Here is a 20,987-nt window from a genome sequence, read left to right as displayed (position 1 = left end):
GAAAGCGCTTGACTTGGCACCGCGTACCGCGTACTGTCATGCACCAAAATGTCCAAAATGCTTGATTGCTCATCATTTGCCGCTGATCGGCGGCTCTCGTTGACCTCTCCTTTTTGATTTTTTTTATTCGCCCCCTTCTTTTTTCGGGGCGGGCAACTTTATTCGTCTGTTTAAGGAATATCTAGTGGAAACTGGTACCGTCAAGTGGTTTAACGACACCAAGGGCTTTGGCTTCATCACCCCGGACAAGGGCGGCGACGACCTGTTCGCACACTTCTCGGAAGTGCGCTCGACGGGCTTCAAGACGCTGGCTGAAGGCCAGAAGGTCAGCTACGAAACCAAGCGCGGCCCGAAGGGCCTCCAGGCTTCGAACATCACCCCGCAGTAACGCTTTCGGGTCGCGTCCGCCCGTTGGGGTGGACGCGATTCTCCCGCCTTGTCGTGGCACTCGCATGCCACTGCATGTCACGGTTGTCCGTTGTAGTCAGCTGCATTTCTTGCATTTCCGCTTCCGCCGCGCCCGCAAGTCAACGGTGCGGATGATGTCCATAGCGAGCCCGGTCTTCGCGCCCGCTACTCGATATCAGCCAGCTGGCACGCCGTTATGCGACGCATTCGCAACATGCGCCGGACAACGCTCAACATCACCCCGCGTGCAAAAGCTGCGATCGTTGCAAGCGCAATGATTGGCGCAGTTCGCTCATGTATTGCATCGACGCGGCATCACGCTCTCTGGAGGCATTGATTTGGCAAAAGAAGAACTGCTGGAACTGGACGGGATCGTCGACGAAGTGCTGCCGGACAGCAAATACCGCGTTACGCTCGAGAACGGCGTGGTGGTGAACGCGTATGCATCGGGACGCATGCGCAAGAACCACATTCGCATTCTTGCCGGTGACCGGGTCACGCTCGAGTTGTCGGTCTACGATCTGACGAAAGGACGGATCAACTTCCGCCACAAGGATGAGCGCGCTCCTTCTGGAGCGCCGCAAGCAGGTTTTCGCCGCCGCTAAGCGCGCGAGGGCCTCAAACGCACGCCCGACTGGCATACGGCGCGGCGCTGCGTTTGACTTGCGGCCCACATCCAATGAAATCCAGCCAGGCACCGGACATTAATCAGTCCCGCGCGGCGGCGTTTTGTTATGTGCGCGGTTACGTGCATGCCGTGCGAGGAACCGGTCGAGTTCGCCCGCGAACGCCTTGCTGTCGCGCGTGCTGAAGGGCGCCGGACCACCAGTATCGATACCCGCATTGCGCAGCTGGTCCATGACGTCGCGCATCGTCAAGCGCTCCTGAATATTCTCGCGCGTGAACCAGTTTCCGCGCGGATCGAGCGCATGGCCGCCCCGCTCCAATACCGCTGCGGCGAGCGGTATATCCGCGGTAATCACCAGATCTCCCGACACGACGAGCTCGACGATACGAGCATCGGCTGCATCGAAACCCGCAGGCACCTGAATCGCTTTGATAAAGGGAGACGGCGGCGTGCGCAAATATTGATTGGCAACCAGCGTCACCACGATTTCGGCGCGGCGCGCGGCCCGAAACAACATGTCCTTGATCACGGCAGGACACGCATCAGCGTCGACCAGCACTTGCATGCGGATAATCCCCAATCATAATGAGGCGATTATATATTCAGCGATCTTTGCATGAGCGGCGAGCAACAAGCGTTCGATGTGCTCGAATTGGGCCGCTGAGAGTTCCACCTCCGAGCCATAGCGCAAATAACCGACGTGAAGAGGCTAGTCGCCATCGGCATTGAGCGCCGCCATTCAATTATTCTGCAACTCGCGGCACGCAGCCATCGCGCGGATTTATCGTGCAGCCGTTCAGCGCCGCTCGGTAATCGGGCCGTCGGCGTCCACGCGCCCGACCGCGCCCGACGGGCCGCCGACGTCGATCGGGCCCCGCGCTTCGAGATCGCCATGCACAATCAACGGACCATGCACAGTAAGCGGGCCATAGAACGTGTTGGCTCCCTGGCGTCTGTCCACGGCGGGATCATCGGGCGCAATCCTCTCGATGCGGGCTGCCTTGATCGGCCCTTTAGCATGGATATCGCCGGCCACCGCGAGCGGCCCATCAACGGTCAACGGCCCGCGCACGACGAGCGACCCAGTGATGCTGAGCGGCCCCGTGGCCACAGGTTCGGCATGCGCCACCGAAGCGATGCCAATTGAAGACGCAAGCAGCATTGCGCATGCCGCCGCGCGCCGCGTCAGTCGCGATGCAGTACCCGTCATTTCGAACCTCGCGATAAAGCGTGTCTGGTAGTTCGGACGAAGCAACTCGCGCGCCCGGCGTTGCATCAGCCATGCACTTCTTGCAGTTCCTCGATCTGGCGCTCGTACTCTTCCTTCATATCCTGCATGCTCGGTCGCACCGCATTCCCCATACCACCCCGGCCATCTTCGTCCTACGACCGCAGCTCAGCAAACTGTACGAACGAGCCGTGCCGCCAGCCGGGCGAGCCAACGTTATGTCCGAGGTCCCACGGCAGCCGGCATCTTCGGCCGCATCCCCAAGGTCTTACGCATGCAGGCATCGTCACGCTGACGCTCCCAATGCGCGACCGCAACGGTAGCAACGGCATTGCCAATCATGTTGGTGGTAGCGCGGATCTCCGCGATGAAGCGATCGACGCCGAGTACGATCGCCGCGCCTTCGATCGGGATATGCTTGAAAGCGGCCAGGGTCGCGAGCAAGGTAATGAAACTCGCACCGGCGACACCCGCCATGCCTTTAGATGTGAGCATCGATATTCCGACCAGCACTGCCTGCTCCGTCAGCGATAAATGAATACCGAATGCCTGCGCGATAAACACCGCGCAAATCACTTGCGCCACGCAGGTTCCAGCAAGATTAAAGGTATAGCCCATCGGCATCACGACGCCCACCACGCCGGTCGGGCATCCCAAGGCTTCGAGCTTCTTCACGAGTTGCGGAAAGGCGGCTTCCGACGACACGGTCGCGATGACAAGCAGAATCTCGCCCCGAATATATTTGAGCAGGCGCCAGAGACTGACATCGCACATCACGCAAATGCCGCCGAGGATCACGACGATATAGACGAGCGTTGCCGCATAGACCGTGACGAGCAGCATCATCAGCGAATTCATCGTGGCGAAGCCGAACTTGCCAACGGCGTAGGCCATGGCGCCAAACGCACCGATCGGCGCCAGACGCATAACGATTCGCACAATGCCGAACAAAGCACTGCTGATACCTTCAAAGAACTTGAACGCCGTCTCTCCAACCTGGCCCGCATGAGACAGCCCAATAGCGAACAAGGTCGAGAACAGCACGACCTGCAACATGTCTGCGTGCGTGAAGGCAGACACGGCGCTATCCGGAATAATGTTCAGAAAAAATTCGGTCAGTCCGCCCGACGCATGCATCGAACGTTCATATCCAGTAAGCACGCTTGAATCGATAGACGATGGCGTGAGGTTCAGTCCCGCCCCGGGTTGAATCAGGTTGACGGCCCATAGTCCCACCAGAAGAGCGATGGTCGTCGTCAGTTCGAACAGGATGATGGCCTTGCCACCGATACGGCCCAGGGCACCGGCACCCCCCATCTCTTTCGCTCCCAGCACGATGGTGACGAAGATCAGCGGTGCCGTCACCATCTTGACCAGCTTGATGAACGCTGTGCTCAAAGGTGCGACGCTCTGGCCGAGGTGCGGATAGAAGTGTCCAAGCAGCGCGCCCGCAACGATTGCGATAAGGACCTGCACGTAAATTTGACGGAAAATCTTTCGCATGCTCGTCTCCTGGCACCTCGACGATGCCGATCTGTTATGGCTTGGTGATCATCAAGCGGAACAACGTGAAGGACCTGTTGTTTGATGGCCTTCACTGCGCGGCAGCGGGTTCGTTCGCGAGGGCCTTAAGCTGAATCAGCAGGTCGCGATTCACCGCGATGCCAGCGCGCTCGCTGCGCGTCGCGATCTCGCGTCGGCGATATCCTGGCAGTCTCACCTCAGGGTCAGCGAGCATCAATTCGATCAACGTCTCAATGCGCTCCTGGTAGACTTCGGTTCCTGCCAGCGCGTTGGGATCAATCAGCCAGAACAGATGCCCCACGCCCGAGCGCGGCCCCTCCTCCGTCAGGAACGAACCGGCCTCTGCGCCAAATTGCGCGCCCGAAAGCGAGACGGCGAGTAGTTCGACCATCAATGCGAGCATGGCGCCTTTAGCACCACCGAAAGGCAGCATCATGCCTTCGAGAGCTGCCCGGGCGTCAGTCGTCGGACTTCCGTCAGCGGCAGTCGCCCAGCCCTCGGGAATCGACGCGCCCTGACGCGCCGCCAGCATGATCTTTCCTCGGGCAACGTGCGAGAGCGAAAGGTCGATCAAAAGCGGTGCGCCATTGGCACGCGGAAAGACCGCGGCAATCGGATTGGTGCCGAACAGTGCGCGCGTGCCACTCCACGCGGGCATTGCGCCCGGCGCGTTGCTGAACGCGAGCCCTACGAGCCCTGCTTCGCCAACCGCTTCGAGATGGTACGCGCCCGCCCCGAAGTGATGACTGCGCGTCACGCTTGCGACTGCCGTGCCGAAATTGCGAGCCCGTTCGATGCCTGCCTCGATCGCCATCTCGCAGGCGCCGAACGCGAGGCCATCGGCAGCATCGACAAGAATCGCCGCGCCCTTGTCGCTCACGACGCGCGGCACCGCAGTCGCGCTAACGCGACCGTTGCGCAACTGTGCGAGGTACATCGGCAAGCGCGCCACGCCATGCGAGGCAAGGCCACGCGCGTCTGCATAAACGAGTGCTTTTGCGGCAGCGTGTGCCGTAGCTTTCGTCGTACCCGCCTCGAGGAGCGCCTTGCAGGCAAGTGACTGGAGGGCATCGACCGAGACGTTGATCTCGTCTTGTCCGTTCATTTTTGAATGTCCTGTGCAGGTTCGATCGTGATGCACACGTCGTCGGTTTTCGTGGCTGCCGCAGGTGGACAGGCGAGTGTCGCACGCGCTGCGTCGACGTCGAGCACCCCTTCCCAACGAGCAACCACCAGCGTTGCAACGGCGTTGCCGATCATGTTGACAATCGCGCGAATCTCATTGAGGACACGGTCAATACCGATGATGAGCGTGATGCCCGCAACCGGAATGATGTTGTGCGACGACAAGGTGGCCGTCAGTGCAACAAGAGCTGCCCCCGCGACACCTGCACCGCCTTTCGAAGTAACGAGCAGGATCGCCAGAAGACCGATCTGTTGCATCAGCGTCAGATGCGTGTTGGTGGCCTGCGCAATGAAAAGCGAGGTCATCGTGAGATAGATCGCGGCGCCGTCGAGGTTGAATGAATAGCCCGTGGGCAACACGAGACCTACGACCGACTTCGGACATCCCAGGCGTTCGAGCTTTTCCATCAAACGTGGCAACACGGATTCCGTCGTCGACGTACCGAGAACGATCAGCAATTCTTCTCGCAGATATCTGAGGAGAGGCCAAAGCCCGACGCCGGCCCACCGGCATGCGGTACCGAGCACGATCGCAACGAACAAAATACTCGTCAGGTAGAAGCACAGAATGAGCAGGCCGAGTTGCTGCAATGCGCCGATTCCGTACTTGCCGACCGTGAATGCAATCGCGCCAAATGCACCAAGTGGTGCGAGCCGCATGATCATTTCAACGATGCGCATCAGCGCGTCGCCAAACTGTTCAATGCCCTGAGTGAGAAACTTGCTGCGCTCGGACATGAGCGAGAGCGCGACGCCAAATAGCACCGAAAACAACAGTACCTGTAACAGGTCACCGCGTGCGAAAGCGCCCACAACGGAGTTAGGCACGATCTCTTCAAGGAAGCTCTTCTGCCCTACCGTGTGTACTTCGGTGACGTAATGCGATACCGCACCGGCATCAAGTGTCTTCGGGTCGATGTTGAGGCCCACGCCGGGATGCACGACATTCGCGACGATCAAGCCGATCACGAGCGCGATCGTCGTCACCACTTCAAAGTACAGGATGGTCTTGAAGCCAACGCGCCCGACCTGCTTCAAACTTTCCATCCGTGCGATGCCGATGGACACCGTGCAGAAAATCAGAAGCGTGATCAACATCTTGATCAGGCGGATGAATGTATCGCCGAGCGGCTTGAACTGAACGCCGAATTTGGGTGAGAAATAGCCAACAAGAATGCCGGCGGCCAGGCCGATCAGAACCTGGACGTAGAGATGTTTGAGTACGCGCAAGATGGTATCTCCTCCACTTGCTGCACGATGACAAACCGGGCGTGCGCTTGCGGTTCGCACGCCGCTTCTGGGTCGGCTTGTGAACCGGCGCGCGCACCGGACGGGGACTTCTGTCTGCCTCCTGCTTCTACGACCCTGCTTGTCCTGCTATGACGTCACGCGCTCTCGAACAAACGCGTCATCACGAACTCGCGATGGCCGAGCACTTCCGCTGCGGTCCAGCGTCCATTCGCTGTAGCAAGCATGCATTCGAGCAGCTTGTCGCCCGTTTCATCGAGGTTCTGCTCGCGTTGCAGGAGACCCGAAACGTCCACGTCGATGTGCTCGCTCATCGTCCGCACGGTGCGAGGATTTGCGCAGATCTTGATGACGGGCACAATTGCGTTGCCAATCACATTGCCCTGCCCCGTGGGAAAGAAGTGAAGCGCGAAACCTGAGGCCGCACACAGCGTGACCATTTCCGCTGCAGCAGAAGACGAATCCATGAACCACAGGCCCGAATGCGTCGGTTCCTCGGCTTTGTCGAGCACGCCATCGACCATGCACTTCTTGCCGATCTTCTGGATATTGCCAAGCGCCTTTTCCTCAATCGTCGTGAGCCCGCCGGCGATATTGCCTTTTGTCGGCTGCGACTCGGAGAGGTCGTCGGTCTTCCAGCGGTTGATCATGTCCTGATAGCGGTCGAACATGAACTGAAAGCGCTCGCGCACGCTGTCGTTCGCGCAGCGGGCTGCAACGATCTGTTCGCCGCCGGTGAGTTCCGACGTCTCGCCGAACACGAGGGTATTGCCGAGACCGTAAAGCTTGTCGAACGCATTGCCGACGGTCGGATTCGCGCCGCAGCCCGAGGTCGTGTCCGATTCGCCGCATTTGGTCGACACCCAGAGCTCGCTGATCGGACATTCCTCGCGTTCAAGGGCGGTTGCGTACTGCACCATTTCCCTGGCAGCTTTCGATGCACGCAGGATGGTGTCGTGATCGCCGTGCAACTCGATGCCGAAACCCATGACGGGCTTGCCCGACTTCGCGATGCCGTCCACGACTCGCTTCGTCCAGCCTTCCTCGATCCCGATGACAACCACCGCCGCGACGTTCGGATTGGAGCCAGCGCCGATCAGCGTGCGGAAATGGAGGTCGAGGTCCGCGCCGAACTGCAGGCGCCCATAGGGATGCGGCACGGCCATCGTGCCCTTGATGGCGCTTTCGACTGCAAGCGCCGCTGCGTTGGACAGATCGTCCACCGGCAGGATGATGACGTGGTTGCGCACGCCGACGCGGCCGTTTTCACGGCGGTAACCGCGGAAAGTGGTGTCCAGTTGAATCACGCTCATGGTGTCTCTCTCGATGTGGGGTGGAAGAAGGCTGACCGGCGATTGCGCTTACCAGCGCTTCGTCTTGATGTTGTGCACGTGCGCATGCTCGCCGGCCGTGATGGGCGCGACCACCTTGCCGATATCCACGCCGTACTTGAACACGGTGTCGCCCACGCTCATGTCTTTCAGCGCCACCTTGTGACCGATCGGAATGTCCTGCTTCGCGTTGACCGTGACGATCTCATCCTCATCCATGATCCACGCGTTCAGCTGTGAACCGGCCTTGATGCCCTCCACCACCGCGACACCGACCGTGTCTTTCGCTTCGTGCAGCACGATATGGATCGTCTTTCGTTCGCCCACACCGGACTCATTCGCCGCTCCGCTTGCTCCTGCTGTCACGTAACTCATGTGCTCCTCCTGGTTGGTGAGATCGGGGGAGTTCATCAATGCCCCCGTTGAAGCGGATACTAGGCCGGCATCCCATCCATGTCAACTAACTCATATATATGTGTTACATAAGGTTTTCCCGGGGTACAATCAGGCCGTTCGAAGATCCATTCGAGGGCTCGTCGCAAAACGACTACAGGGAGGCGCGATGAACACGATCACGGCCATGCCGGCCACGTTGGGCGGCACACGGTACAAGGAGGTCAAGGAGGGCATCCTGGCGGCGCTGTCTGCGAAGGAATGGAAAGGCGGCGAGGCGATTCCATCGGAAAAGCGTCTGGCGGAGCGCTTCGGCGTGTCGATCGGCACGCTGCGCAAGGCCATCGACGAACTTTGCGCCGAGAACATTCTGATTCGTCATCAAGGGCTCGGAACATTCGTCGCGACGCATCGGCGCGACCGACATTTCTTTCGCTACTTCCGCGTGGTGCGTCGCGATGGCGAGCGCAGCTACCCGGTGGTCAAGCTGGTGAACTTCAAAAAGGGCAAGGCCTCACGCGTGATCGCGGCAAAGCTCAATATCGCGGAAGGCGCGCGCGTCTTCACGTTCATCAATGCCCTTGCGCTGCATGAGAAGGTCGTGATTGTCGAGACCATTACGCTGCCCGAAACCCTCTTCCCGACGCTCACCGAAGCGACGCTGCGGGACCGGAAAGATACGCTCTACAACTTCTACCAGGATGCGTTCGGCATCAATGTAGTGGACACCGATGAGCGCGTGCGCGTGTCTCAAGCGAGCGAGCTCGAAGGGACTTTGCTCGCGCTTGAGGCGGGCGCGCCGGTTCTCGAAGTTGAGCGGGTAGCACATTCCTATAACCAGAAACCCGTCGAGCACCGAATCTCGCACATCAACACGGAGCACTATGAATATCTGGCAAGCGTGGTGAAGAGCGGGTCCGATGCCTGAGCATTACCGACGAGGACCTTCGCGCCCTTCGAAACAGCCTCGTCGACCGCTCGCACAACCTGGCTGAGATAATGAGCCCCCCTCCCCCCCATCCCAAGGAGCCACTGTGAGCCAAACCGCAACCTCGACCCCGCCCCACCCGGTGCGCCGCGTCGCGTTTCTGGGTCTCGGCGTGATGGGCTATCCGATGGCCGGTCATCTCGCGAAGGCCGGGCTCGACGTCACCGTCTACAACCGCACCGCGGCCAAGGCTGCGCAATGGGTTGCCGAGCACGGTGGGCGCGCGGCCTCGACGCCGCGCGAAGCGGCCCAGGGCGCCGAGCTGGTGTTCGCCTGCGTCGGCAACGACGACGACCTGCGCAGCATTGTGCTCGGCCCGGACGGCGCATTCGCGGGCATGGCGCGCGACACCGTGTTCGTCGACCATACGACCGCCTCGGCCAACGTGGCGCGCGAGCTGTCCGCGAGCGCCGCACCGCTTGGCCTGCATTTCATCGACGCGCCGGTGTCCGGCGGCCAGTCGGGCGCGCAAAACGGCAAGCTCACGATCATGTGCGGCGGCGAAGCCGCGAGCTTCGCGCGCGTGGAGCCCACGCTCGCCCACTACGCGGTGGCCGTCACGCTGATCGGCGCGGCGGGCGCGGGGCAGCTCGCGAAGATGGTCAATCAAATTGCCGTGGCCGGCCTCGTTCAGGCGCTTTCAGAAGCAATCAACTTCGGCGAGCGCGCGGGCCTCGACATGGCGCTCGTGCTCGATGTGATCGGCAAGGGCGCGGCGGCGAGCTGGCAGATGAACAACCGCGGACAGACCATGATGGCGGGCAAGTTCGACTATGGTTTTGCCGTCGACTGGATGCGCAAGGATCTCGGCGTGTGTCTGGACGAAGCGAAGCGCAACGGCGCGGCGCTGCCGGTCACCGCGCTCGTCGACCAGTTCTACAGCGATGTGCAGCGCCTCGGCGGCAGCCGCTTCGATACGTCCAGCCTGATCTGGCGCCTGCGCAAGCTCGACGCAGGCGCGTGACGCGCAGGCGCGCGGCTGTTTTCACCGTCGCACTGGCGGCGCACCTTCGGCGTCGATTGTTTGCTGAAGCGAACAATCCTCGACGCCGCCGATAAAAAGTGCGCACGCGCGGTGCTATCATCGACGACATTTTCCGGTCTGGAAGGCAGGATCCGCTTTCATGGATACGCAGAAGGTCGAAGCGCTCTGGATGCATCTGCACTGGCTGAATGTGCTTGCGGCACAGGGCAGCTACACGGCGGCCGCCGCGCGTCTGGGCGTGAGCAAGGCCGCGATGAGCCAGCGCATTGCCGAACTCGAGCGCGTGGCCGGCGTCGCGCTCGTGCAGCGCACCACGCGCAGCGTGCGCTTCACCGAGGCAGGGCAGCGTCTCGTGGAAGAGACGCGCGAGGAATTCGAGCGCATCGCGACCAGCTTCGCGAGCGTGCGCGAAATGGCCGAGGTGCCGCGCGGCACCGTGCGCGTCACCGCACCGGTCGCGTTCTCACGCCAGCAACTCGTCCCGCGTCTCGCGCACTTTTCGCGGGAGAACCCCGAGGTGCGCGTGCAACTGGAGCTCTCCGACCGGCTCACTTCGATCGCCAGCGAAGGCTTCGACCTCGCGATCCGCCATAGCTCACAGGTGCCGGAAACGCACGTGGCGTGGAAGCTGTGCGACATCCGTTCGGTGATTGCCGCAACGCCCGCCTATCTGAAGAAGCACGGCATTCCGAAAACGCCGGCCGATCTCGCGGCGCACGACTGCCTCTATTACCCGCGCACCGTGGGTTCGGGCGTGTGGTCGTTCGAGAAGACGGGCCGCCGCGCGGTGCAGTCGCGCGTGAGCGTGACCGTGAACGGCCCGCTCGCGGCCAACAACAGCGAGGCCTTGCGCGACGCCGCGCTCGAGCATCTCGGCATCGTGCTGTTGCCGGACTTCAGCGCGCAATCCGCGTTGCAGGCGCGCAAGCTCGTGGTGCTGCTCCCCGGCTGGCGGCCGGTGGGGTTCGCCCCGCAGTTGCACGTGGTGCGCCCTTATGGCGTGCACGTGCCGCGAGCCGTCACGCGCTTTATCGAGTTTCTGCGACAGTCGTTCGAGGGCGGCTTCCCGCTCGAATGAGCGGGTCGTGCCATGAGCACCGCACGGCCGCGTGACCTCGACACCGCGCGCACTACTTTGCCGATACGAAGCGCGCCGCGCGTTGCGGGAGCAGCATGATGCAAACCGCCATGAACGCAAACAGAATGCCCGAGGCGTAGAACCGGCTGACCTCGAAACCACCCTGCGCAATCGGCTTGTCGAGCAAGTCGCCGAGCGTCGCGCCGAGCGGGCGCGTCAGCACGAATGCCGCCCAGAACAGCGTCGTGCGCGAAACGCGGCGGGACAGCCAGAGCAGTCCAACCACGGCGATCCCCGCGCCGAAGATAGCAGCGCCCATTTCGTAGCCGAGCCCGATGCCGCCACGGTCCTCGCCCGCCACCCAATCGCCGAGCGCGGTGCCCAATGTTTGCGAGAACAGAATCGTGGTCCAGTAAAACCACTCTACGCGCACCGTCGCCACACTCTCGATCGAGACGGTTCCTTCCACCCGGTACCAGATAGCCAGGCTCGCGACGAGCAGAATGACGATGATCGTCACGCCGCCGGGGTAGCCGAGACCGAGCGAGCGGTCGCAGAAGTCGGCCAGCGTCGTGCCCAACGTGGTGGTTGCAACAATCGTGGCCCAATACAGTGACGGATGGAATTGTTTTGCGCGCACCTGCGCCGAAACCAGAACCACGAAGGCCGCGAAAAAGATCAGCGTGCCGACGAGATAACCGAGGTTCAGCGACATCGTGACCCAATCGCCCCCGGTCTCGCCGAGCGTGGTTGCGGCAATCTTGACGATCCAGAACCCGAGCGTGAGTTCGGGAACTTTGCTAAGCGCGTGCTCTGCCACGCCCTTGGCGGTGGAATTCATGGGCAGCTCTCCTGAGTGAATACCGCCGAATTCTATTCAACCCAGCCTTAACACCGCCTTAACGATCGTCAGATCCCTGCCATCGGCCGTGCAAACGGTGCCGTGCTACGCTGCGCACAGCGAGGGCTCGATCGAAGCACGGTTGCATCGGGCGAGCGACGCAATGACATCGCACCGCGTCGTGCGATCAATGGAGAGCCGAATAGTGATCAGCACAAAAAACACGTCGAAAAGCATTCGAGCCAGCACGAAACATGCCGCGCCCACATCGCCGCGCCTCGAAAACATTCTTGCCATCGACATAGGCGGCACCGGCCTGAAGGCCGCGATCATCGATGCGGACGGCAAGATGCGCACCGAACGCGTGCGCGTGGCGACGCCGCATCCTTGCCCGCCAGCGCTGCTCGTCGACACGCTCGATGCACTCGTCAAGCCGCTGGTCGAACAGTATCCGCCCACGCACGTGTCGATCGGCTTTCCAGGTTTCGTGCGCGACAACCGTGTATTCACGGCGCCGCATCTCGGCGTAGAAGGCTGGAGCGACATGCCGCTCGCGCAAATGCTTGGCGAACGCCTGGGCAATCCCTCGGTGCGCATGATCAACGATGCGGAAATGCAGGGCTTCGCCGCCATCGAAGGAAGCGGCCTCGAATTTGTCCTCACGCTCGGCACGGGCGCGGGCACAGCGATGTTCCGCGACGGCGAATTGATGCCGCATCTCGAACTCGCGCATCATCCGGTTAGCAAGAAGCACGCGTACGACGAATATATCGGCGATGCCGCGCGCCGCAAGGTCGGCAACAAACGCTGGAACAAGCGCATCGAGAAAGTCATCGGCATTCTCGAATCGCTCGTGCACTACGACAAGCTGTGGATTGGCGGCGGCAATGCGGCGCGACTCACCTTCGAGCTGCCGCCGAACGTGGCAATCGTGCCGAACGAGCGCGGCATTGAAGGTGGCGCACGGTTGTGGCATCCGCGTTCAGTGCGGCAAGCGCGGTAACCAGGCGCGCTTGCAATGGCTGCGACGTCATTTACCAAGGATGACTGATTATTTCGATTGGCAGGCGGCGTCGGCAGGAAGACGTCGCTACTGATTATCCAGACTAGGATCGAACTCCCGTTCGCCCTTTGCGCTTTGCTCGGCCATCGCACGCGAGAGCAAGTCCCTCGCTTCGCCGCTCGATGCATCGACGGTCAGTGCACGTCCCGCGTTGCGCCATGCGCACACCCAGTCGGCCTGGCGCGCGCACAGCCGCGCACTGCCCAGCAGCAAGTCACGATCTTGCTCGCGGGCAAGCAGCTCGGATTGCATTTGCAGCGCCTCGCCGTTGCCGGGCTGCTCGGCCAGCACGCTCATAATGGATCTGCGGGCCGGACCGAGATTGTTCTTGTCGAGGCTCGCTCGCGCGCCGGCAAGACTGCGGGAGATGTCCGCGCGCAGACTCGCATCGTGCTTCATGGCGGCCGCGCGCTCGTCGCGCAGGCTCTTGAGCGATGCGGCGCCCCGTGGCGCGGTTTCCGTATGCGAAGCGACTGCGTGACGAGGCGGCGACACCGGCGCGGCAGCGGGTGGCGGCGGCGCGGTCTGCGCGGACGGCATGGGCACGGCCACCGGAGACGGCATGGGCGCGGGCGGCGCGGCGGCGCTGGGCGGGGCGTGAGCGGGCTCGTTGGCAGCCACCGTCGCGGATTCCTGCGGCGTGCCCGCAACGGCCCCCTGAGCCACCTGAGCCTCGGGGGCTCCGTCACCGCCATTGCGATGCGAAAGCACGTAGCCGGCGAAAACCGACACGAACACGGCCACGGTCGCGAACGCATATAGATACGAACGCCGGTGATGGGCCTCGCGTTCCTCATAGGGACGATCGGCCCGCATCGGCTCGCGCGGCGACGCGCCCAGTTGGCTCGCGCCGCAATGGGGGCAAAAATTCAGCGGCCCTGCAAGCCTGGCCCCACAACTGGAACACTGCCGCGGGCCAGCGTTGCCGGAGCCTGGCTCTTTACGCATAGGAATGCTGCGCCGTGAAACGACGGATAGCGTCAAAAAATTCATATTGAATATGAACTACTTCGCCGCGAAGATCAACCAGCGGATCCGGCACCACAATCGACCTGTAACGTCCCCTTTGCCGAAGACCTTGAATCTGCCCAGTTCGCGCATTGTCATCGCTGTCCGTTCTATTACCACCATCAACTCAGAAGCCAATGTCGTCTAGTCAATACCGCCCTTTCTTTCGGGGAAGACTGCGCATTACACCGGGAAGCTTGCCGGGGCGGGAGTAAATATCCAATAGCCCCATGCTACATGGCCTTTTGGACGCCCAGGGATATACCCTGGGTTGATGGCAATTTCTGGGAAACCGCTTGCATCTATTAATTTGTTACCGCATCTTGACTAGACAAGATGCGCGACACAATGCTGCGCACCTGGCCCCCGTCTTTTGCGATCAAAGGAGTGTCGATATGCAGGCGAAGTACAGCAAGTTGGCTAAGGGATTAATTAGTGCTGCGCTCGGCGCTGCGATTTTCGGCGGTGGCGCGCAAGCCAAAGACTGGACAACCGTCACGATCGCCCTGGAGGGCGGCTATGCGCCATGGAATATGACTTTGCCGGGAGGCAAGCTGGGCGGGTTCGAACCGGAACTGGCCGCGAATCTGTGCGCACGAGCACAGTTAAAGTGCAATCTGGTGGCGCAGGACTGGGACGGCATGATTCCCGGCCTGCAGGCTGGTAAGTTCGATGTCCTGATGGATGCGATCTCGATCACGCCCGAGCGCGAAAAGATCATTGCATTCTCGAAGCCATATGCGGCCACGCCGGCAACTTTCGCGGTCACCAATACCAAGATTCTCCCCAATGCGGCGGCCGGTGCACCGGCGCTGAAACTCGATACCGACGCAAAGTCCAATGCGCCCGCGATACAGACGCTGCGCACCGCGTTCAAGGGCAAGACGATCGGGATTCAGTCCGGCACCGTCTATACGCGCTTCATCAATGAAAACTTTAAGGACGTCGCGTCGGTCCGCGTGTACAAGACCTCGCCCGAACGCGACCTCGATCTGGCCAACGGCCGTATCGACGCGTCGTTCGACGACGTGACCTACTACGCCGCGAACGCCGACAAGAAGGAAGCCGTGCCCACCGTGACGGTTGGCCCGAAGATTGGCGGTCCGATCTGGGGACCGGGCGAAGGCCTGGCGTTCCGTAAGCAGGACGCCGACCTGAAAGCAAAGTTCGACGCGGCAATTACCGCGGCGATTGCCGACGGTACCGTGAAAAAACTCTCGATCAAGTGGTTCAAGACCGACGTGACGCCCTGAGCGGCGCTTACGGCCTCGCCGCGCCCATCGCATCCACGATGTGATGTTGCGCGGCATCGTTTATCTGGCTTGCGTGGGATGGAGTTTATGGCTCTCTTTGAAATGCTCGGCTTCGGGACCGAAGGTTGGGGCAACGTGCTGTTGCTCGGCGCACTGATGACGGTGGTGCTGACGCTCGCGGCACTTGCGATCGGCGCGGTGTTCGGGGCGCTCGTTGCGGCTGCGAAGCTCTCGCGCTTTCGCACGGCTCGCGTGATTGGGGACTTCTATACGACCGTGTTTCGCGGCGTCCCGGAACTGCTCGTCATCTACTTGTTCTATTTCGGAGGCTCGACGCTCGTGTCTTCGATCGGCCAATGGTTCGGTGCCGACGGCTTCATCGGCGTGCCACCGTTCGTGATCGGTGCGTTCGCCGTGGGCATGATATCCGGCGCGTATCAGGCGGAGGTCTATCGCTCCGCCGTGCTGGCTGTTTCGCGTGGAGAGCTGGAGGCGGCGCGGTCCATCGGCATGCCGACGCTTGTCATGGCGCGCCGTATCCTGATTCCCCAAGTTCTGCGTTTCGCATTGCCAGGCATCGGCAATGTCTGGCAGCTCAGCCTCAAGGACTCCGCGCTCATTTCCGTCACCGGGCTCGCCGAGTTGCTGCGCGCAAGCCAGGTGGCGGCGGGATCGACGCATCAGTACTTCCTTTTCTTCGTGGTGGGCGGCGTGCTGTACCTCGCCATGACCGGTGTGTCGAACCGCGTGTTCGGCCGTGCGGAGGCGTACGTGGGCCGCTCCTTCAAGCGCAACTTCGCGCGCAACTGACGCACGGATCCCATCGTCATGCATATCGATTTCGATTTCCTTCTCGACACCCTGCGCCAGTTAATCGGTGCCGTGCCGACCACGCTGGGGTTGTTTTTCGCCTCGCTCGTCATAGGCGGTCTTCTGTCGCTCGTGATCGTCACGATGCGCGTGTCGCCGCACTGGCTGCCCAACCGCTTCGCACGCGCCTACATTCTGGTGTTCCGCGGCTCGCCGCTCCTGATCCAGATGTTTCTCGTCTATTACGGGCTCGGGCAATTCGGCGTAATCCGCGAGAGCTTCCTGTGGCCCGTGCTCCGCGAGCCATATGTCTGTGCCGTCCTCTCGCTCGCGCTCTGCACTGCCGGCTACACGGCGGAGATCATTCGCGGAGGCCTGATGGCCGTGCCGGTGGGCCAGATCGAGGCGGGCTACGCAATCGGCCTCTCGGGCTTCGAGCTGTTGCGCCGCGTGATTGGACCTATCGCTCTGCGCCAGTGCCTGCCCGCGTATTCGACCGAAGCCGTGCTGCTCGTCAAGTCGACGGCGCTCGCGAGTCTCGTCACCGTGTGGGAAGTCACCGGCGTCGCGCAGCAGATCATCCAGCAGACCTACCGCACGACGGAGGTCTTCACCTGCGCAGCACTGATTTATCTGCTCCTGAATTTCCTCGTAGTCCGAATCATCGGCTTCCTTGAGCATCGCCTGTCGCGCCACCTGCGTGCCGCGCCGACGGTCGCCAGCCGTCCCGCCACGGCCCTCGAAACCCGCCGCGCCGCCTCGTGATCGGCCATTCCATCCGGAGAAACGTATGAACGCAGCCGCACCGGTCGCCTTGTCCGTGAAAAACATCCACAAGTCTTTCGGCGACCATCATGTTCTCAAGGGTATTTCGCTCGACGCCCATGAAGGTGATGTCATTTCGATCCTCGGCGCGAGCGGGTCGGGCAAAAGCACCTTCCTGCGCTGCCTGAACCTGCTGGAGATGCCCGACGATGGTTCAGTCTCGCTCGCGGGCGAAGAGCTGAAGATGAAACGCCGCCGCGACGGCAAGCTGCAACCCGACGACCGCCGCCAGGTGGACCGCGTGCGCTCGCAGCTCGGCATGGTCTTTCAGAACTTCAATCTCTGGTCGCATATGACCGTGATCGAAAATCTGATTGAAGGTCCCATGCGCGTGCAAAAGCGCAGCCGTGCCGAAGCCGTCGAAGAGGCCGAGGCGCTGCTCGCGAAGGTGGGGCTTGCCGACAAGCGCGGCCACTATCCGGCGCACCTTTCGGGTGGCCAGCAGCAGCGCGTGGCGATCGCACGCGCGCTCGCGATGCATCCGAAGGTGATGTTGTTCGACGAACCGACTTCGGCGCTCGATCCCGAACTCGTCGGCGAAGTGCTCCGCGTGATGCGCGCGCTCGCCGACGAAGGGCGCACGATGCTTGTCGTCACGCATGAGATGGGCTTTGCGAAACATGTCTCCAATCGCGTGATGTTCCTGCATCAGGGCCAGGTGGATTCGGACGGCACGCCGCAGGAGGTCTTCGGCGAGCTGAAGTCGGAGCGCTTTCGCCAGTTCGTGTCGAGCCATCAGGATCGCAACGCGCATTGAGCTACCCACAAGGATCATCCATGTCCGTCACTCGTTCAGACCGCCCTCTGGATTGGCGCGAAATCTGCGAAGTTGCTGCCGGCGCGCCGCTCGAACTTTCGGCGCAAGCTCGGGAACGTATCGGCGCCGCGCGTGCACTGGTCGAGCAGATCATTGCCCGTGGCATCCGGGCCTATGGAGTGAACACGGGCGTCGGCGCATTGTGCGACGTCGTGGTATCGCCGATCGAGCAGCACGACCTTTCGCATAACATCTTGATGAGTCACGCGGTGGGCGTAGGTGCGCCGCTCGGCCCGCAGGAAACGCGCGCGATCATGGCTGCGGCCATCAACAACTATGCGCATGGGCACTCAGGCGTGCGTGTCGAGGTGGTCGAGCGGCTCGCGGCGCTGCTCGAGGCGGATTGCCTGCCCGAAGTGCCCGCGCTCGGCTCGGTCGGCTATCTGAGCCATATGGCGCATATTGCGCTGGTGTGCGTGGGCGCCGGTCACGTCAACTGGCGCGGCGAGCGCATGGCCGGCAGCGAGGCGCTGCGACGGCTCGGCCTCGAGCCCCTGAAGCTGGAGGCGAAGGAAGGCCTGAGCCTCGTGAACGGCACGCCCTGCGTGACCGGGCTCGCGGCGCTCGCGCTGCAGCGCGCGCACTGGCTGCTCGACTGGGCGGACGCCGTGGCGGCGATGAGCTTCGAGAACCTTGGCGGACAAATGGCGGCCTTCGACGCCGGATCGCTTGCCTTTCGGGTCTCGCCGGGGCTCGCCCTGGTCGGCGCGCGCATGCGTGCGGCATTGGCTGGCAGCGGCCTGCTGGCCGCGTCGCTCGGTCGCCGTACGCAGGACCCGCTCAGTATGCGGACCATTCCGCACGTCCACGGCGCCGCCCGCGACGTGCTGGCCGCCACCGAAGAAGTCGTGAACCGCGAACTGGCCTCCACGACGGACAATCCCATCGTGGTGGGAACGCAGCAAGAGCCACAGGTGTACTCGCAGGCGCACGCGGTAGGCGCATCGATCGCGCTCGCGATGGACAGTCTCGCCGCCGCGCTCGCCCAGGTGGCCGCCATGGCCGAGCGGCGTCTGGACCGTCTCGTGAACCCGCTCGTGAGCGGACTGCCCGCGTTTCTTACCGATGCGAGCGGTACGCGCTCGGGCTTCATGATTGCGCAGTACACCGCGGCCTCACTCGTTGCGCAGAACCGGCGCGAAGCCGCCCCCGCGAGCCTCGATGGCGGTGTGACGTCGGGACTGCAGGAGGACCACCTCTGTCATGCGACACCGGCCGCGCTCAAAGCGCTCACGGTCATCGAAAACAGCAGCCGCATTCTGGGCATCGAACTGCTGGCGGCCGCGCAAGCGTACGATCTGCAGTCCGTTTCGGCCGCGCGCGCGCCGTACACGGAGCGGCTCTACGCACAGGTTCGCGGCCTCTTGCCGACGTATCGCGACGACCGCCCGCTTGCGGAGGACATGACGCTGGCGTTTCACATGATCGCCGATGGCGGCCCGCCAACGCCGCCCGACCCTTTGCCAGTGCCCGCGACGACTGAACGCTGGACGCCGGCTCCGATCGAGCCGGTGGCAGACGGAACCGCCGCGCCAGCCAACGATGCGCTTCCTGGTGCGGTCGGCACTTGAGCAGGTCTTGAGGATGACGAAGGAACGATTCACCGCGATTTAACCGAGGGGGCAACGGCAGCCATGAGCACAACAATGCGGGTAGAAGCCGAGACAAACCAGGCGGCGACGCAGCGCAAGATCGCTCCCCCGTACGAGCAGATCAAGCGATACGTCATCGAGCGCATCGCCGATGGCACGTGGCGGCCCGGTGATGCCATCCCGTCGGAGACCGAGTTCGTCAAGGAATTCGGCGTCGCGCGCATGACGGTCTCGCGCGCGTTGCGCGAATTGACCGCGCAACGCGTGGTCACGCGTGTGCAGGGCTCGGGCACCTATGTCGCGCCGCGCGATTATGAATCCACGGTGCTTGATGTTCGCAACATCGCGAACGAGATCGCTTCACGCGGGCATCGCCATGATGCGCGTGTGATCGCGCTGGAAGCCAGCAGCGCGCCAACCGCGATTGGCGAGCTCGATCTGGCCAAGGGGCCGGTCTTTCATTCCGTCATCGTGCACATGGAGGAAAGCGAGCCGATCCAGTACGAGGACCGTTACGTCAATCCGCGGGTGTTCCCACAGTATCTGGAGCAGGACTTCACACTGGAGACACCGAACAATTACATGGTGCGCCTCGCGCCGATCCAGCGCGCGGAGTTCCGCATCTATGCACGTAAGCCCGATGCGCAGATTCGCCGTCATCTGGCGATGGAGATCGGTGAGCCTTGCCTGTTGCTCTGGCGCCGTACCTGGGTGGGCGATGCGGTCGCGACCGCCGTGCAGCTCTGGCACCCGGCGTCACGATTTCACCTCGCCGGCGCGGTTTGAGACGCCTGTCACCGCGGGTTGTCGCTGAGCAGCGCCACCAGCCGCTTGATGTCGGCACGCTCCGACTTGGCGCCGGAAACGAAGGCGCAGTATGGATGCCCCAGTGGAAGCGACATCGACGACAACGCAATCAAGCGGCCCGCCTCCAGGTCCGCTCGCGCCATGACCCGCTGACCGAGCGCGATGCCCAGCCCTAACCTCGCCGACGAAATCGCCAGACTGGAAAGCCCGACCCGCCGCCCACGCGAGGGATCGGGATGCGTGCCGTTGCCAAACTTCCCGAACCAGTCGCTCCATGTGGGATGAGAGGCGTAATTCGGTCCCCAGTTGGTGTGGATAAACATGCTCTCGTGCATCAGAGCAAGGTCGAATTCGTTGTTGCCATGCTTGTACCAGAAGTCCGGCGCGCAAACCGGCAGCACCTCGTCGTGGACGAGCGGGATCGCCGCGAGCGTCGGGTAATGGTAGTCGCCATAGCTGATCCGGAGATCGATATCCTGGCGCACCACGTCGACCGGATCGTCCTCGACGCGAATATCGATCGCCATCTGCGGAAAATGATGGAGCAGCTCGGCGAGTTTGGGCGCCAGCCAGGTTTCCGCGAGTGAGGCCGGTACGCTGACGGCGAGTCGCATACGCATCTCGCCCTCCAGGATACGCACGGTCATTGCAGCGATATCATTCAGCGCACGCGCGGTCTGGGGATAAATCGCGAGCCCGGCATCGGTTAGCGTAATGCGATTGCCGGTGCGCACAAAAAGCTGCTTGCCCAAATACTCCTCGAGATTTCGCACCTGTTGACTCACGGCCGCCGCCGACACCCCGAGTTCAGTCGCCGCCATGGCGAACGCACCCATACGCGCCGCCACCTCGAATGCCTTGACCGCGTTCAAGGGAGGAAGTCTCGACATCTCGCGTCTCCAGCAAAAGTTTTTCTATTTGTAGGCTAACAATTTACGCCGTTGAAAGAAAGATTTTTTCAATATATCTTTTCCT

General features: G+C 62.1%; 22 protein-coding genes. 12 read left to right on the top strand and 10 right to left on the bottom strand.

The genetic code is table 11. The features are described from left to right. The first annotated feature begins 184 nt into the window (after positions 1-184). Both P5W99_RS30765 and infA read left to right on the top strand, forming a co-directional pair. Positions 185-388: a cold-shock protein gene (locus P5W99_RS30765; protein ID WP_035525294.1), complete on the top strand. Its 204-nt coding sequence runs from the start codon at positions 185-187 to the stop codon at positions 386-388. Between the two features lie 358 nt (positions 389-746). Next, positions 747-1,013, top strand: a complete 267-nt coding sequence (gene infA / locus P5W99_RS30760) for a translation initiation factor IF-1 (RefSeq protein WP_421028025.1) — start codon at positions 747-749, stop codon at positions 1,011-1,013. Between the two features lie 99 nt (positions 1,014-1,112). Here infA and P5W99_RS30755 read toward each other — a convergent pair whose 3' ends face one another. From P5W99_RS30755 to P5W99_RS30725, 7 genes are all read right to left on the bottom strand, one after another. Continuing rightward, positions 1,113-1,601 carry a YaiI/YqxD family protein gene (locus P5W99_RS30755; protein WP_434664831.1) on the bottom strand — a complete coding sequence of 163 codons (489 nt, stop codon included), beginning with the start codon at positions 1,599-1,601 and terminating at the stop codon, positions 1,113-1,115. Between the two features lie 231 nt (positions 1,602-1,832). Further along, the gene (locus P5W99_RS30750) at positions 1,833-2,312 is read right to left on the bottom strand and encodes a hypothetical protein (protein ID WP_434664829.1); all 480 of its coding nucleotides are present in this window, start codon (positions 2,310-2,312) and stop codon (positions 1,833-1,835) included. A 168-nt stretch (positions 2,313-2,480) separates the two neighbouring features. Beyond that, a complete protein-coding gene (locus P5W99_RS30745) occupies positions 2,481-3,767 on the bottom strand; it encodes a cation:dicarboxylate symporter family transporter (protein WP_421027577.1) in 1,287 nt (428 codons plus the stop codon). A 91-nt stretch (positions 3,768-3,858) separates the two neighbouring features. Further along, a complete protein-coding gene (locus tag P5W99_RS30740) occupies positions 3,859-4,893 on the bottom strand; it encodes an Ldh family oxidoreductase (RefSeq protein WP_434664827.1) in 1,035 nt (344 codons plus the stop codon). Continuing rightward, a complete protein-coding gene (gene dctA / locus P5W99_RS30735) occupies positions 4,890-6,203 on the bottom strand; it encodes a C4-dicarboxylate transporter DctA (RefSeq protein ID WP_421027575.1) in 1,314 nt (437 codons plus the stop codon). Before dctA ends, P5W99_RS30740 begins: the two co-directional genes overlap by 4 nt. 155 nt (positions 6,204-6,358) lie before the next feature. Continuing rightward, positions 6,359-7,534 carry a UxaA family hydrolase gene (locus tag P5W99_RS30730; RefSeq protein WP_421027574.1) on the bottom strand — a complete coding sequence of 392 codons (1,176 nt, stop codon included), beginning with the start codon at positions 7,532-7,534 and terminating at the stop codon, positions 6,359-6,361. Positions 7,535-7,582: 48 nt separating this feature from the next. Next, positions 7,583-7,852, bottom strand: coding sequence for a UxaA family hydrolase (locus P5W99_RS30725; protein WP_421028024.1), 270 nt, complete (start codon positions 7,850-7,852; stop codon positions 7,583-7,585). A 262-nt stretch (positions 7,853-8,114) separates the two neighbouring features. Here P5W99_RS30725 and P5W99_RS30720 point away from each other — a divergent pair, with 262 nt between their 5' ends. The 3 genes from P5W99_RS30720 to P5W99_RS30710 all read left to right on the top strand — a co-directional run bounded on the left by P5W99_RS30720 (position 8,115) and on the right by P5W99_RS30710 (position 10,996). Next, on the top strand, positions 8,115-8,873 hold the full coding sequence (locus P5W99_RS30720; protein ID WP_421027573.1) for a GntR family transcriptional regulator: 759 nt from the start codon (positions 8,115-8,117) through the stop codon (positions 8,871-8,873). Between the two features lie 106 nt (positions 8,874-8,979). Then, positions 8,980-9,897, top strand: coding sequence for an NAD(P)-dependent oxidoreductase (locus P5W99_RS30715; protein WP_421027572.1), 918 nt, complete (start codon positions 8,980-8,982; stop codon positions 9,895-9,897). A gap of 160 nt (positions 9,898-10,057) precedes the next feature. Next, complete coding sequence (locus tag P5W99_RS30710) at positions 10,058-10,996, top strand: LysR family transcriptional regulator (protein ID WP_421046332.1); 939 nt, start codon at positions 10,058-10,060, stop codon at positions 10,994-10,996. A 52-nt stretch (positions 10,997-11,048) separates the two neighbouring features. Here the strand turns inward: P5W99_RS30710 and P5W99_RS30705 are convergent, their stop codons facing one another. Beyond that, positions 11,049-11,837 carry a COG4705 family protein gene (locus tag P5W99_RS30705; RefSeq protein ID WP_421027570.1) on the bottom strand — a complete coding sequence of 263 codons (789 nt, stop codon included), beginning with the start codon at positions 11,835-11,837 and terminating at the stop codon, positions 11,049-11,051. Positions 11,838-12,072: 235 nt separating this feature from the next. On the opposite strand from P5W99_RS30705, the gene P5W99_RS30700 reads away from it, so the two are divergent. Further along, complete coding sequence (locus P5W99_RS30700; protein WP_421028023.1) at positions 12,073-12,840, top strand: ROK family protein; 768 nt, start codon at positions 12,073-12,075, stop codon at positions 12,838-12,840. An 87-nt stretch (positions 12,841-12,927) separates the two neighbouring features. Here P5W99_RS30700 and P5W99_RS30695 read toward each other — a convergent pair whose 3' ends face one another. After that, the gene (locus P5W99_RS30695; RefSeq protein WP_421046330.1) at positions 12,928-13,716 is read right to left on the bottom strand and encodes a hypothetical protein; all 789 of its coding nucleotides are present in this window, start codon (positions 13,714-13,716) and stop codon (positions 12,928-12,930) included. 587 nt (positions 13,717-14,303) lie between these two features. On the opposite strand from P5W99_RS30695, the gene P5W99_RS30690 reads away from it, so the two are divergent. The 6 genes from P5W99_RS30690 to hutC all read left to right on the top strand — a co-directional run bounded on the left by P5W99_RS30690 (position 14,304) and on the right by hutC (position 19,991). Beyond that, positions 14,304-15,161, top strand: a complete 858-nt coding sequence (locus P5W99_RS30690; RefSeq protein ID WP_421027568.1) for a transporter substrate-binding domain-containing protein — start codon at positions 14,304-14,306, stop codon at positions 15,159-15,161. A gap of 87 nt (positions 15,162-15,248) precedes the next feature. After that, a complete protein-coding gene (locus tag P5W99_RS30685; protein WP_421027567.1) occupies positions 15,249-15,971 on the top strand; it encodes an ABC transporter permease in 723 nt (240 codons plus the stop codon). Between the two features lie 18 nt (positions 15,972-15,989). Beyond that, complete coding sequence (locus tag P5W99_RS30680) at positions 15,990-16,736, top strand: ABC transporter permease (protein WP_434664823.1); 747 nt, start codon at positions 15,990-15,992, stop codon at positions 16,734-16,736. Positions 16,737-16,761: 25 nt separating this feature from the next. Further along, a complete protein-coding gene (locus P5W99_RS30675; RefSeq protein WP_421027565.1) occupies positions 16,762-17,553 on the top strand; it encodes an ABC transporter ATP-binding protein in 792 nt (263 codons plus the stop codon). Positions 17,554-17,573: 20 nt separating this feature from the next. After that, the gene (locus P5W99_RS30670) at positions 17,574-19,184 is read left to right on the top strand and encodes an HAL/PAL/TAL family ammonia-lyase (RefSeq protein ID WP_421027564.1); all 1,611 of its coding nucleotides are present in this window, start codon (positions 17,574-17,576) and stop codon (positions 19,182-19,184) included. Between the two features lie 75 nt (positions 19,185-19,259). After that, positions 19,260-19,991 (top strand): histidine utilization repressor, encoded by a 732-nt coding sequence (gene hutC / locus P5W99_RS30665; protein WP_421027563.1) that lies wholly within the window; start codon positions 19,260-19,262, stop codon positions 19,989-19,991. 8 nt (positions 19,992-19,999) lie between these two features. Here the strand turns inward: hutC and P5W99_RS30660 are convergent, their stop codons facing one another. Next, a complete protein-coding gene (locus P5W99_RS30660) occupies positions 20,000-20,902 on the bottom strand; it encodes a LysR substrate-binding domain-containing protein (RefSeq protein WP_421027562.1) in 903 nt (300 codons plus the stop codon). Positions 20,903-20,987 lie beyond the last annotated feature (85 nt).

It is taken from the genome of Paraburkholderia sp. A3BS-1L (genome assembly GCF_051125215.1).
GTDB lineage: Bacteria > Pseudomonadota > Gammaproteobacteria > Burkholderiales > Burkholderiaceae > Paraburkholderia.
Note: the sequence above shows the minus strand (reverse complement) of the source record. Positions and strands in the feature narration are given on the sequence as shown.

Excerpts from the sequence above, each read along its gene's own strand:
- P5W99_RS30730 (WP_421027574.1), bottom strand. The coding sequence starts at position 7,534 with ATGAGCGTGATTCAACTGGACACCACTTTCCGCGGTTACCGCCGTGAA.
- P5W99_RS30745 (WP_421027577.1), bottom strand. The coding sequence starts at position 3,767 with ATGCGAAAGATTTTCCGTCAAATTTACGTGCAGGTCCTTATCGCAATC.
- P5W99_RS30720 (WP_421027573.1), top strand. The coding sequence starts at position 8,115 with ATGAACACGATCACGGCCATGCCGGCCACGTTGGGCGGCACACGGTAC.
- hutC (WP_421027563.1), top strand. The coding sequence starts at position 19,260 with ATGCGGGTAGAAGCCGAGACAAACCAGGCGGCGACGCAGCGCAAGATC.
- P5W99_RS30675 (WP_421027565.1), top strand. The coding sequence starts at position 16,762 with ATGAACGCAGCCGCACCGGTCGCCTTGTCCGTGAAAAACATCCACAAG.
- P5W99_RS30680 (WP_434664823.1), top strand. The coding sequence starts at position 15,990 with ATGCATATCGATTTCGATTTCCTTCTCGACACCCTGCGCCAGTTAATC.
- P5W99_RS30695 (WP_421046330.1), bottom strand. The coding sequence starts at position 13,716 with ATGCGGGCCGATCGTCCCTATGAGGAACGCGAGGCCCATCACCGGCGT.
- P5W99_RS30740 (WP_434664827.1), bottom strand. The coding sequence starts at position 4,893 with ATGAACGGACAAGACGAGATCAACGTCTCGGTCGATGCCCTCCAGTCA.
- P5W99_RS30750 (WP_434664829.1), bottom strand. The coding sequence starts at position 2,312 with ATGCAACGCCGGGCGCGCGAGTTGCTTCGTCCGAACTACCAGACACGC.
- P5W99_RS30710 (WP_421046332.1), top strand. The coding sequence starts at position 10,058 with ATGGATACGCAGAAGGTCGAAGCGCTCTGGATGCATCTGCACTGGCTG.
- P5W99_RS30755 (WP_434664831.1), bottom strand. The coding sequence starts at position 1,601 with ATGCAAGTGCTGGTCGACGCTGATGCGTGTCCTGCCGTGATCAAGGAC.
- P5W99_RS30685 (WP_421027567.1), top strand. The coding sequence starts at position 15,249 with ATGGCTCTCTTTGAAATGCTCGGCTTCGGGACCGAAGGTTGGGGCAAC.
- P5W99_RS30660 (WP_421027562.1), bottom strand. The coding sequence starts at position 20,902 with ATGTCGAGACTTCCTCCCTTGAACGCGGTCAAGGCATTCGAGGTGGCG.
- P5W99_RS30705 (WP_421027570.1), bottom strand. The coding sequence starts at position 11,837 with ATGAATTCCACCGCCAAGGGCGTGGCAGAGCACGCGCTTAGCAAAGTT.
- P5W99_RS30670 (WP_421027564.1), top strand. The coding sequence starts at position 17,574 with ATGTCCGTCACTCGTTCAGACCGCCCTCTGGATTGGCGCGAAATCTGC.
- P5W99_RS30690 (WP_421027568.1), top strand. The coding sequence starts at position 14,304 with ATGCAGGCGAAGTACAGCAAGTTGGCTAAGGGATTAATTAGTGCTGCG.